We start from the raw sequence: 11,571 nt of genomic DNA on the forward strand, positions 1-11,571 counted from the left end.
CCAGCCAACGATGCGGCACCGGCACCTGGTTCGTCGCAACGGCACCCGGCAGCGGCTTGGTCGATCAGTCGTCGGCGCCCCTCGACCAGGGAGCCTTGGCTTTCTTGAAATTCCGCCACGTGTTTCGCAGGCGTGCCTCGACTTCGATCGATGCGTGGGCCTGCCAGCCGGCGATCGCGGCCGTAGCTGTGCTGCTCTGCGAGGACTCCTCGCCAAGCCCGGCGAAAAGGGCGTTCGTGATCGCCATGTCGTTATAGGAACCAAGGTCCTCCTGCAGGTCGGCCAGGCTACGAGAGAACCGCTTGACAGACTTTCGATCCCCATACAGCGGCAAAAGGAAATCGGCGACGTAGCGCAACCTCTTCGCGGCGAGCCTCAATCGGTGCAGCTTTTCGGCGGGAAGCGACTTGAAGCGGCGCCCGCGCTTGAGCACCCTCGCATATTGATCCGACAGGATCGGTCCGGCGAAGTTGATGGCCGGCTCGGCCAGTTGTCCGAGATCTTCGGGAGCGATGTCGCTACGCCATCCTCTGGCTTCAATCCAGCCGCCGAGGCCGATCAGGAAACATGTGCATCTGCGGTCGGCCAACGCGACACGCACCTTCTCGTAGGCGGCTGACCGGCGTTCCTCCGCCACCAGCTCCAGGGCATCAAAGCCAGCGACCGAGGGGCAGGCCCGCGCGATGGTTGGCAGCGTTCCCCGTTGAAACATGTCCCAGTCACGTGCGGTTGAGAGACTTTGCGCCAGCCACCTTGCTTCCGACCGGAGCGAGTCGAGATTGTTCAAGGAGCCGACGGATCGCATCAAGTCGAGGGCTGCGCGAAGGCGGCGCAGCGAAACGCGAAGCTGATGGACCCCCTCAGGATCACGACCGTCCTCGGCAGCCGCCAGAGACCCTAGAAGATGGTGAAAACAGGAACGCAGGATCGTTGCGAAGGCCTCGTCGAGCGATACCGCCGGGTCAAGGCGAAGTTTTCGCGGTTTCCACACGGCCGGCGGCGTCCCTGCCGCAAGCTCAAAGCCGCGAGCCGACTTGCTGCGGATTGACGGCCTCACAGATCCATGGTCGGCGAGCCGAAGCGCCAGCTCGAAAATAGCACTGGCGTTTCCACCCTTGAGCTCCAGCTCAATCTCGCTCACCGGCATCGATTGATTGCCTGACTTCAGCGATCCCTGGTCGAAAGCGACCTCGATCGTTCCGGATGGCAACTCAACCATCCGCGCGTGCCGATGAATATCGGCGGCGAAGACGGGCTCAAGCTCGTGACGCCTGAGATCCGAGCGAAGTTTCGCCGGGATGAAAGGCATCGCCAATTCGACATCGGGAGCGATCGACGGGACGTTCGCCTCCCACTCGCCACGCCTGAGCGGATCGTCTGCGAGTTCAGCTTTTACCGTCTGCACGAAGCGCGTGCCGTTCTGCCGAACCCGCAAGCTCAATCCGTTTCGTTTCAGCGTCCGGTCGGGCGTATCGTAGTAGACAGACTTGAGGTGCCTTCTGCCGCCCTTGTTGCGTGCGTTCGTTGCGATGATCGGAGCGGCGTTGAAATCCGCCATGCGATCCGCATCGACAAGAAGCTTGAGTTCGATCTCACGGCCGAGTGCCGAGGCACCGTCTTGCGGCGGGATTTCCGGTGCTGCGTCATCACCTTGACGCTGCACCTCATGGGGAAGCGTTTGCGAAAATTCCTGCGCGCGGGGCTCTGCGACCCCGTGCGGCCTGGAGGCAGCGGACTCTTCCGGTCGCTTGTCTTGGGTGGCGGGGACGCCGACCTCATGCACAGCGCGGGCACTTTGCAGGGCGGGCGGTTGCGGATCAGCTTCTGACATGTACGATTTCGTGACACCTAGATGACGATTTCATAACATATCGCCGTGCGATCCGAAAGGAAGGGCGATATCAGTCTACGGCATCAATCTAACTTGAGACGTCACCGAGATGATGACCTGATGATTTGAATCGCATCATGATCTCATCTCCTTGATTGAGCATGCTCTTTTCGGAAAAACCGCTACACGCTTTTCCGGATCATGCTCTCATTGGGCCAAATCGGGCCGCTCTCGATGACTTCAGTCAACCGCTGGGCCTCATCTCGATGGAACCAGCGCATCAACGAGGCCAAGTGGAAAACCCAGAAAGCTAACTCTGCCGCGCGAATTCATTTGCCGGCGTCCGATGCGAGTGTTTGAATTTTTCGGCAATTCGACTCGTTGGAATCCGCGATGCAAAGGTCAGCGAGGTTTACGCTATGCTTGCCGAAAAGTTCTTTCTTGTATTGGAGACGTTACGAAGCCACGCATCCGATGGCAAACCCCACGTCGTGATAAGCACGACGCAGCATGTTCCAGTTCGCGCTGCCGCGCAACAAGGCGGTCAACCACCCAGTCACGGCGCCATCTGGAGGGAAGAGAACCAGGTCGTGCGGGGTGCTGACACCCGAGCTTAGCGATGGTCGATTTGTCGGCCGATGCATTGATATCCACGACCGATTCATAACGATCTGACGTCTGGACGGCACGTTCACCCTGTCCGCCCGCACTGCGACATGGCCAAGCGCACGCCTTGAGCGATCAACGCGCGTGGCGCCACGCCGCCCTCGGCGCCGGCTCGCGTCGCGACCGACGAAAGTTCTAGCCTCCAAATTCGACTCGGCCGGAACCGTTTGGACGCGTAGGTGTTTTTGCTGCATCTGCCCGACAGGGCAAAATCCGCGGGGGCTTGTCCGAGGGATACGCTCCTATGGCAACAATCAGCTCCGACGCCTTTCAACTTTCTCCATCCGAGCATCTGGTGCAGCTTCGTCGTGCCGTCATCGCCTCCACGGTGGGGACAGCCATCGAATGGTATGATTTCTTCCTCTACAGCACCGTCACGGGTCTGGTTTTCGCCAAGCTGTTCTTTCCACATTCCGATCCCTGGGTTGGTACGCTGGAAGCGTTTGCCATCTATGCGGTCGGCTTCGTCGCACGCCCGGTCGGCGCCGCGATTTTTGGGCACTATGGCGACCGCATCGGCCGCAAATCGACGCTGATTGCAACTTTGCTGTTGATGGGACTGGCGACCGCCGCAGTAGCTGTCGTGCCAACCTATTCGAGCATCGGGATTTGGGGCGCCGTGATCCTCACGGTGCTGCGATTCATTCAGGGCATCGGCGTCGGCGGCGAATGGGGCGGCTCGGTGCTGATGTCGATGGAATGGGCGCGCGACAACCGGTCGCGCGGATTCATCGCGTCATGGCCGCAATTCGGCGTGCCCTGCGGCCTGTTCCTCGCTAACCTTGCCGTGCTGGCGTTCAGCCAGATGGCCGGCGATCAGTTCCTGGCGTGGGGCTGGCGCATTCCATTCGCGCTCAGCATTGTCCTGGTCGGCATCGGGCTGTACATCCGGCTCGGCATTCTGGAAACGCCGGTGTTCTCCAGGCTGCTGGCCGAGCGCAAGGTCGAGCGCACGCCGATGCTGGCGGTGATCAAGGAGCATCCCAGGGAAATCCTGCTCTCCGCCTTCGCGCGCATGGCCGAACAGGCACCGTTCTACATTTTCACCGCCTTCGTCTTTTCCTACGGCATCAACACGCTCCATCTCTCGCGCGATTTCCTGCTGATCGCGGTGCTCTCGGCCTCGGTGCTGTCGTTCGTCTCGATCCCGCTGTTCGGGCATCTGTCCGACCGCATCGGCCGCAAGAACATGTACATGATCGGCGCGGTCGTGACCGGCATCTTCGGCTTCGTCTATTTCGCGATGCTCAACACGCGATCGGAAGCGATCGTCTTCCTCGCGATCATCCTGTCCCTCATTCCGCACGACATGCTGTACGGTCCGCAAGCCGCGCTGATCGCCGAGAGCTTTACCGGGCGCCTGCGCTACAGCGGCTCATCGCTCGGCTACCAGCTCGCATCCGTGATCGCCGGCGGTCCGGCGCCTTTGATTGCAGCCTGGTTGTTCGGCACGTTTCAGTCGGCGACCGCGATCGCGGTCTATATCGCAGTCTGCGCCGTCATCACGCTCATCGCGACCGCGCTCATGACCGACTACACCGGCAAGGATATCAACGCAGTCGGCGCGCATGATCGATCGACTTAGGAAGAAGGGAGAGGTTGTCATGACCAAATGGCGGAACGAATCGGCGCTCGATCTTTACAATCTGGTCGCAGCGGTTTTTTTGCTCGCGGCGCCCTGGCTGTTCGTTCGCGCCAACCCGACGGCGGCGATCGATCTCAGAGTGAGCGGCGCAGTGATTGGTCTCCTGTCGCTGGTGGCGATCTTTGCTTTCTCCGTCTGGGAGGAGTGGGCCAACCTGCTCGTCGGGTGCTGGCTGATCGTGTCACCATGGCTGCTCGGCTTTGCTCACACCCGCGCGATGCATTTCAGCATCGCCGCAGGCGCCGTGGTGGCATTCATGGCCCTCATCGAGCTTTGGCTCGAATACGAGAAGACGCATCTCGGTCCGGCCTCGTCACAGGCCTCAGAAGGAAATTAGAATTTTCGCAAAAAAGCCCCGGACGCGACATCCGGGGCTTTGCTTTTCGGAACCGGTCCCTGGTTGGTTATTCCGGCTTGCCGATCGCAACCTTCAGCGTGCCGACGCCCTCGACGCCGCACTCGATCTTGTCGCCGGGCTGGAGCTGGGAGACGCCGGCCGGCGTGCCCGTCATGATGATGTCGCCTGCGGCGAGCTTTACCTGCTGCGAGAGCTGCCAGATGATCTCGGGCACGCTCCAGATCAGCTCGGTGAGGTCACCCTTCTGGGTTTCTTTTCCGTTGACCGTGAGCCAGATCTTGCCCTTCGAGGGATGACCGATCTTGGCGGCCGGCTGGACCGCCGAGCAGGGCGCGGAACAATCGAACGACTTGCCGACTTCCCACGGCCGCTCCTTCTTGCGCGAGGCGATCTGCAGGTCGCGGCGGGTCAGGTCGATGCCGACAGCATAGCCGTAGACGTGCTCGAGCGCCTTGTCGGCGGGAATGTTCAAGCCGCCGCTCTTCATCGCGACCACGAGTTCGACCTCGTGATGGAGGTCCTTGGTCAGCGGCGGGTAGGGAATGATGGCGCCGTCGGGCGCCAGCATGTCGGCATGCTTGGCGAAGAAGAACGGCGGGGCGCGCTCGTCATTGCCCATCTCGCGGATATGCTCGAGATAGTTGCGCCCGACGCACCAGATGCGGCGCACGGGATAAACGCCGGCCTCTCCGACGACGGGAAGCGATGCCTGTGGCGGAAACGGGATGACGTAGGAGGCGGCGTTCATGAGGGTCTCGCTGCTCTTGAGGTGAATGATGTCAGACGATGGCGCCGATCGGCGCCAGCTCCTGCGGCGACGTGTCGTGATGGTATTGCAGGCGGAAGAACGAGGCGTAGCGGCCACCGCGGCGCAGCAGCTCCTCATGCCGCCCGCGCTCGACGATCTCGCCGCCCTCGACCACCAAAATCGCATCGGCATGCATGATGGTGTGCAGGCGGTGCGCAATCACGATCGTGGTGCGGTTCTGGCAGAGATGCTCGATCGCTTCCTGCACCTGCTTCTCGGATTCGGAATCGAGCGCGGCGGTTGCTTCGTCGAGCAGGATGATCGGCGCGTTCTTGATCAGCGCGCGGGCGACCGCGATGCGCTGGCGCTGCCCGCCGGAGAGCTGGGTGCCGTGCTCGCCGACCGGCGTGTCGTAACCGAGCGGGAAGCCCATGATGAAGTCGTGGGCGCAGGCCGCCTTCGCCGCTCCGACGATCTCATCGTCGGTGGCGCCGCGCTTGCCGAAGGCGATGTTGGCGCGGATGGTGTCGCGGAACAGATAGACGTCCTGGCCGACATAGGCGGTCTGCTGACGCAGCGACTTGCGCGACACCGCCGATATCGACTGCCCGTCGATCAGGATCTTGCCCTCACGCGTCTCATAGAAGCGCAACAGCAGCCCCAGCACGGTCGACTTGCCGCCGCCGGAGGGACCGACCAACGCGGTAACCTTGCCCGGCTCGGCAACGAAGCTCATGCGGTTCAAAACTGGCTCGCCCGCGCGGTAGGCGAAGCTGACATCGCGCAATTCGATCTGTGCCTCGGTCAATTCGAGCGCTGGCTTGCCCTCGTCGGAACGCTCGCTCGCCGGACTGTCGACGACTTCGAGCAGCATCCGCGCCCCGACCAACTGGCTGTTGAGGTCGATGTTGAGCCGCGCCAGCCGTTTTGCCGGCTCGGTCGCCATCAGGAAGGCGGTCATGAAGGAGAAGAACTGGCCGGGCGTGGCGCCGAGCGCGACCACGCTGTAGCCGCCGTAAAGCAGGCAGCCGGCGATCGCGAAGCCGCCAAGCATTTCCATCAACGGATTGGAACGGTTGGCAACGCGCGCCATCTTGTTCGCGTTGCGCTCGACGGCCGCGATGTTCTCGTCGATCCGCCGCTGCATGGTGTCTTCCAGCGTGAATGCCTTCACGGTGCGGATGCCCTGCAGCGATTCCTGCATGGTCTCCAGGATGTCAGCGGTGCCGGTAAACTGGTTAAAGGCGAGCCCCTTGATCCGCTTCACGAGCTTGCGCAGCACCAGCATCGCCGGCGGCACCGCCACGAGGCCGATAAAGGCCATTAGCGGATCCTGCCACACCATCACGCCGAGCATGCTGACGAGCATCAGGAAGTCGCGCCCGATTGCGTTGACCAGCATGTTGAGCACATCGGTGATCGACTTGGCGCCGGCCGTGAGCCGCGCCAGGAATTCGGAAGAATGGCGCTCGGAGAAGAAGCCGATGCTCTCGCTCATCAGCTTGGCGAACAATTGCCGCTGGTTGTTGGCAAGGATGGCGTTGGAGATCTTGTTGAGGATCACCATGTGGCCGTAGGTCGCCACGCCCTTGATGAACAGCAGTACGACTGTGATGCCGGAAAAGATGGCGATGCCGGTCACATTCCTGTCGACATAGGCCTGGTTGATCACCTGGCCGAGGACGTAGGTGGCCGCGGCGGTCGCGCCGGCCGCAACCGCCATCAGCGCGAATGCGACCAGGTAACGCCGCCAATAGGCGATCCCCTGTTCCGTGACCAGGCGGCGAATCAGGATCGCCGCGCCGTAGGGATCGTCGGTGATTTTCTTTGGAAACTGGGCCATCCGCGTTCCATTGGCGGCTCGGTGCGGCCGGTCGCCAGGGTTGCGGAAACTCCTTGCCCGCTTGCCGGAGCTTTTTCAAGCCCAATAACGGCTTGATCCTTAGGCCGATTCCGCCTGTTGCTCGAGGCCGCCGCGCTCCCGGAGCAGCTTCTCCTCCCAGGCCAGCGCGTGGGCGGCGATGGTGTCGAGGTCGTCGTAGCGCGGCGTCCAGTCCAGGATCGCGCGAATGCGACCGGTATCGGCGACCATGGCGACGATGTCGCCGGGCCGGCGCGCCGCATGGGAGACCGCGAAATTGCGCATCGAGACACGGCGTACCGCCTCGATGGTCTCCAACACCGAATAGCCGCGGCCATAGCCGCAGTTCAGCGTCGTCGATTGCCCGCCGGCACGCAAGTAGGACAGCGCAGAACGATGTGCCTGGACGAGGTCGCTGACATGGATGAAGTCCCTGATGCAACTGCCGTCCGATGTCGGGTAGTCGGTGCCGAACACGTCGATCTTGGCGCGTTGGCCGGTCGCGGCCTCGACCGCGACCTTGAGGAGGTGAGTGGCGCCGATGGTGGCAAGCCCAACGCGTCCCTGCGGGTCGGCGCCGGCGACGTTGAAGTAGCGCAGCACGACGTAGTTCATGCCGTGTGCGGAGGCGACGTCGTGCAGCATGATCTCGGTCATCAGCTTCGAGGTCCCATAGGGCGACAGCGGACGCGTCGGCGCGATCTCGGGCACCGGCGTCTGGTCCGGATTGCCGTAGACCGCCGCGGTCGAGGAGAAGATGAAGCGGCTGACGCCGCCCTTCACGGCCGCGTTGAGCAGGCTGCGCGTCGTCATGGTGTTGTTGCGGTAATAGCCGAGCGGGTCGCGCATGGAGTCCGGTACCACCACGGAGCCTGCGAAATGGATGATGCTCTCGACATCATGCTGGGCGATCACGCCCTCGACGAGATTCTCGTCGCCGGCATCGCCGATGAACAGCGGTACGCCCTCGGGCAGCAAGGCGGAGAAGCCTGTGGACAATTTGTCTATCACGACAACGCTCTCGCCGGCATCCACCAGCGCATGAACCATGTGACTTCCGATATAGCCGGCGCCGCCGGTCACGAGCGCGGTCATGGATGCTGCTCTCCCGTTTTATTTGCCGGAATGCTAGCGAGCCGCGGTGAAGAGGGGGTTTCGGCGCTGCTGAACTGGCCACTATGCTTAATGTTGCGTATAGGAACTGGCGCGAAACGGAGACCTGCGTGCCGATCGAGAACAATTCTGCCGGCGAGCTGCAACTCATCGTGCCGAATCTGCACAGACGCTATTCCGGCGTCACCGCGACCAATCGCATGGTGTCGCCGAAGCTTGCTCGAATGTTTCGCGCGGCCTGGCTCGGCTCGGATCGTCCCGACGGCATTGCGGCCATGGGATTTGCCGATCTGTTGCGCCTGTGGCGCCGCCGCGCGCCGATCATCTGGCACGCGCGGCGCAACGACGAGATGATCGCCGGCCTGTTGCTGCGTTGGCTCGGCTGGCCGCTCAAGCTCGTCTTCACTTCGGCGGCGCAGCGCCATCATACCTGGCTCACGCGCTGGCTGATCCGCAGGATGGACGCACTCATCGCCACCAGCGCGCTGTCGGCGTCGTATCTGAAGCGCGAGGCGACGGTAGTGATGCATGGCGTCGATACCGATCGCTATGCGCCGCCACGGGATCGCGCCGCCGCCTTTGCCGAGAGCGGATTGCCGGGCCGCTATGCGATCGGATGCTTCGGGCGGGTGCGAGCGCAAAAGGGCAGCGACGTGTTCGTCGACGCGATGTGCAAATTGCTGCCGCGTTACCCCGATTTCACCGCCGTGCTCGTCGGCGCCGTGGTGGCGGAGCAGCAGGCGTTTGCGAACGAGCTGAAGCGGCGCATCGCGGCCGCTGGCCTGTCGTCGCGCATCATCATTACCGGCGAGCTTCCGATCGAAGAGGTCGAGCACTGGTATCAGCGGTTGACGATCTACGCCTTTACCTCACGCAACGAAGGTTTCGGGTTGACGCTGATCGAGGCAATGTCGGCCGGCACGGCGCTGGTGGCGTCGCGCGCCGGCGCAGCCGAGTTCGTCGTCGAGGACGGCGCGACCGGCGTCCTGACGCCGCCCGGCGACGTAGATGCGCTGGAGGCGGCACTCGAGCCCTTGATGCGCGACGTTGCGGCGGCGGCCGCGATGGGCGCGAGGGCCCGGGCCCGTGTGGTCGAAAAATTCAGTCTCGATGCCGAAGCGAACGCGATCGCCGCGGTCTATCGTACGCTGATCTGAGCCAGCACACGCTCGGCGGTGTCGACCACGTCGCCTGCGGGAAGGTCGCGCATGCAGCGATGGTCGTTCATCGTGCAAACGGTGCGCTGGCACGGCTGGCACGACAGTTTCGATGCCGTCTGCTGCATTGTCGCCGCGAGGCCGTTGATGGGCGCCCAGAGATAGGGGCTGGTCGGGCCGAAAATGCCCATGGTCGGCGTACCGATCGCGGCCGCAATGTGCATCAGCCCCGAGTCGTTGGAGATCGCGACGCTGGCCGCCGCCATTGCAAGGACGCCGTTGCGCAGATCCGTGCCGGTGAGGTCGCGGACGCGGACGCCGCCGGCCGCGACGATTTCCGTTGCCAGCGCCTTTTCGCCTGGGCCGCCGACGACCCAGACGTCGAAACCGCGCTCGGCGAACAGGCGCGCGGCCTCGGGATAGTAGGTCCAGCGCTTTGACTCGCCGACCGACCCGGGCCCCAGCGCGATGGCCGGACCCGAACCGAGTCCATTGGCTTGCCGCCAGCGGGCGACGTCTTCGGAAGGAACCCTTAGCTGGGGCACGGGCCATTCCGGCGGTAGTGCCGCGCCATCGGGCAGGGCGAGCGCGGCGTTCTTGTCGATGAAGCGCGGGAGCTTCTTCTCGTCCCAGCGCATCGTGTTGATGAGGCCGAATCTTGCCTCGCCGAGGAAGCCTACCCGCTCAGGGATGCCGGCCAGCGCAGGCGCCAGAGCGGCTTTCCAGGTGCGCGGCAGCACCAGGGCGGTGGCATAGTTTCGGGACCGCAGTTCAGCCGCCAGCGCTCGCTGCTGGCCCGGCGCCAGCCTGCCGCGCGGTAGGTCGAAGACGATGCCGGAACGGACTCCAGGCATGTAATCCACGAGAGGAGCGCAGAGGCGGGTGACCAGGAGATCGATCGGCCGGCTCGGCCAGCGCTTCCGCAGCACCCGAACCACAGTGTGGCCGCGGACGAAGTCGCCGATCCACATATAGGGCACGATCAGGATCGGGCGGGTATCCGCAATATCCTGGGTCTCAATCCCTAATATTGAATCTTCGTTCATGTCTATGAGGGTGCCGGACCGGGTTCGATTGCAGCGTGTCGGTAACCGGTTCGCGCCGGGAGGTAAAGCGCCGTTGCCTGGGGCGCGGGAAGTTGGCAAAGCTGACGGCTGGTGGACGCCGACAGGATTGGGCCTGGTTGGACTGGGGCAGGATTTGGCAATGTTGCTGGTAACCGGAGGCGCCGGTTTTATCGGTTCGAACGTCGTGGCCGCGTTGAATGACGCCGGGCGCGGCGACGTCGCCGTCTCCGACGTCCTCGGCCACGACGGCAAATGGCTGAACCTCGCCAAGCGTCAGCTCGCCGATGTCGTGCCGCCGGCCGAACTGGGTGACTGGTTGAAGGGGCGGCAGCTCGATGCCGTGATCCACCTCGGCGCCATCTCGGAAACCACCGCGACTAACGGCGACCTCGTGATCGAAACCAATTTTCGTCTCTCGATGCGGCTGCTCGACTGGTGTACGGCCAACGCCACGCCCTTCATCTATGCCTCGTCGGCCGCGACCTATGGCGACGGCGGGCAGGGGTTCGGCGACGATCCATCGGTCGAGGCACTGAAGAAGCTCCGGCCGATGAACCTTTACGGCTGGAGCAAGCATCTGTTCGACCAGGCGGTCGCCGCGCGTGCGGCGAGGGGCGAGGGCCTGCCGCCACAATGGGCAGGGCTCAAGTTCTTCAACGTGTTCGGCCCGAACGAGTATCACAAGGGCACGATGATGAGCGTGCTGGCACGCCGCTTCGACGACATCAGGGAAGGCCGAGTCGTGCAGCTCTTCAAGTCGCATCGCCACGGCATCGCCGACGGCGACCAGCGGCGCGACTTCATCTATGTCGACGACGTCGTACGGGTGATGATGTGGCTGCTGGCAACGCCGGAGGTCAGCGGGCTGTTCAATGTCGGAACCGGCACGGCGCGCAGCTTCAAGGACCTGATCGTCTCGGCCTACGACGCGCTCGGCTTGCGGCCGAACATCGAATATGTCGACATGCCCGAGCAGATTCGCGGCAGCTACCAGTATTTCACCCAGAGCGAGGTCGATCGTCTGAGGCGCGCCGGATATAACGGCGGCTTCACCGCGCTGGAAGATGCGGTTGACGCGTATGTTAAGGGTTTTCTCAACCGCGCCGATCGCTATCGCTGAGACAC

At 63.3% G+C, this 11,571-nt stretch carries 9 protein-coding genes; 4 read left to right on the plus strand and 5 right to left on the minus strand.

The window, feature by feature from the left end:
- Nucleotides 1-64 precede the first annotated feature (64 nt).
- The gene (locus tag JQ553_RS17090) at nt 65-1,831 is read right to left on the minus strand and encodes a CYTH and CHAD domain-containing protein (protein WP_212501145.1); all 1,767 of its coding nucleotides are present in this window, start codon (nt 1,829-1,831) and stop codon (nt 65-67) included.
- Nucleotides 1,832-2,741: 910 nt separating this feature from the next.
- Here JQ553_RS17090 and JQ553_RS17095 point away from each other — a divergent pair.
- Both JQ553_RS17095 and JQ553_RS17100 read left to right on the plus strand, forming a co-directional pair.
- The gene (locus tag JQ553_RS17095; RefSeq protein WP_212501146.1) at nt 2,742-4,082 is read left to right on the plus strand and encodes an MFS transporter; all 1,341 of its coding nucleotides are present in this window, start codon (nt 2,742-2,744) and stop codon (nt 4,080-4,082) included.
- Between the two features lie 19 nt (nt 4,083-4,101).
- Nucleotides 4,102-4,479, plus strand: a complete 378-nt coding sequence (locus JQ553_RS17100) for an SPW repeat protein (protein ID WP_249144356.1) — start codon at nt 4,102-4,104, stop codon at nt 4,477-4,479.
- A 67-nt stretch (nt 4,480-4,546) separates the two neighbouring features.
- Here the strand turns inward: JQ553_RS17100 and JQ553_RS17105 are convergent, their stop codons facing one another.
- From JQ553_RS17105 to galE, 3 genes are all read right to left on the minus strand, one after another.
- Nucleotides 4,547-5,248, minus strand: a complete 702-nt coding sequence (locus JQ553_RS17105; RefSeq protein WP_212501148.1) for a fumarylacetoacetate hydrolase family protein — start codon at nt 5,246-5,248, stop codon at nt 4,547-4,549.
- Nucleotides 5,249-5,279: 31 nt separating this feature from the next.
- A complete protein-coding gene (locus JQ553_RS17110) occupies nt 5,280-7,091 on the minus strand; it encodes an ABC transporter ATP-binding protein (RefSeq protein WP_212501149.1) in 1,812 nt (603 codons plus the stop codon).
- Between the two features lie 99 nt (nt 7,092-7,190).
- Nucleotides 7,191-8,204 (minus strand): UDP-glucose 4-epimerase GalE, encoded by a 1,014-nt coding sequence (galE, locus tag JQ553_RS17115; protein WP_212501150.1) that lies wholly within the window; start codon nt 8,202-8,204, stop codon nt 7,191-7,193.
- Nucleotides 8,205-8,287: 83 nt separating this feature from the next.
- On the opposite strand from galE, the gene JQ553_RS17120 reads away from it, so the two are divergent.
- Nucleotides 8,288-9,379 (plus strand): glycosyltransferase family 4 protein, encoded by a 1,092-nt coding sequence (locus tag JQ553_RS17120; protein WP_212501151.1) that lies wholly within the window; start codon nt 8,288-8,290, stop codon nt 9,377-9,379.
- Here the strand turns inward: JQ553_RS17120 and waaF are convergent.
- Nucleotides 9,361-10,425 (minus strand): lipopolysaccharide heptosyltransferase II, encoded by a 1,065-nt coding sequence (waaF, locus tag JQ553_RS17125; protein WP_212501152.1) that lies wholly within the window; start codon nt 10,423-10,425, stop codon nt 9,361-9,363. The two genes, JQ553_RS17120 and waaF, sit on opposite strands and share 19 nt — an antisense overlap.
- A gap of 160 nt (nt 10,426-10,585) precedes the next feature.
- Between waaF and rfaD the strand changes: the two genes are divergently transcribed.
- On the plus strand, nt 10,586-11,566 hold the full coding sequence (rfaD, locus tag JQ553_RS17130) for an ADP-glyceromanno-heptose 6-epimerase (protein ID WP_212501153.1): 981 nt from the start codon (nt 10,586-10,588) through the stop codon (nt 11,564-11,566).
- Nucleotides 11,567-11,571: the final 5 nt, after the last annotated feature.

Source organism: Bradyrhizobium lablabi, from assembly GCF_018131005.1.
Classification (GTDB): domain Bacteria; phylum Pseudomonadota; class Alphaproteobacteria; order Rhizobiales; family Xanthobacteraceae; genus Bradyrhizobium; species Bradyrhizobium lablabi_D.

Bases quoted from the DNA above. Each gene is read 5' to 3' on its own strand.
- rfaD (WP_212501153.1), top strand. From the start codon at position 10,586: ATGTTGCTGGTAACCGGAGGCGCCGGTTTTATCGGTTCGAACGTCGTG.
- JQ553_RS17110 (WP_212501149.1), bottom strand. From the start codon at position 7,091: ATGGCCCAGTTTCCAAAGAAAATCACCGACGATCCCTACGGCGCGGCG.
- JQ553_RS17105 (WP_212501148.1), bottom strand. From the start codon at position 5,248: ATGAACGCCGCCTCCTACGTCATCCCGTTTCCGCCACAGGCATCGCTT.
- JQ553_RS17090 (WP_212501145.1), bottom strand. From the start codon at position 1,831: ATGTCAGAAGCTGATCCGCAACCGCCCGCCCTGCAAAGTGCCCGCGCT.
- galE (WP_212501150.1), bottom strand. From the start codon at position 8,204: ATGACCGCGCTCGTGACCGGCGGCGCCGGCTATATCGGAAGTCACATG.
- waaF (WP_212501152.1), bottom strand. From the start codon at position 10,425: ATGAACGAAGATTCAATATTAGGGATTGAGACCCAGGATATTGCGGAT.
- JQ553_RS17100 (WP_249144356.1), top strand. From the start codon at position 4,102: ATGACCAAATGGCGGAACGAATCGGCGCTCGATCTTTACAATCTGGTC.
- JQ553_RS17120 (WP_212501151.1), top strand. From the start codon at position 8,288: ATGCTTAATGTTGCGTATAGGAACTGGCGCGAAACGGAGACCTGCGTG.
- JQ553_RS17095 (WP_212501146.1), top strand. From the start codon at position 2,742: ATGGCAACAATCAGCTCCGACGCCTTTCAACTTTCTCCATCCGAGCAT.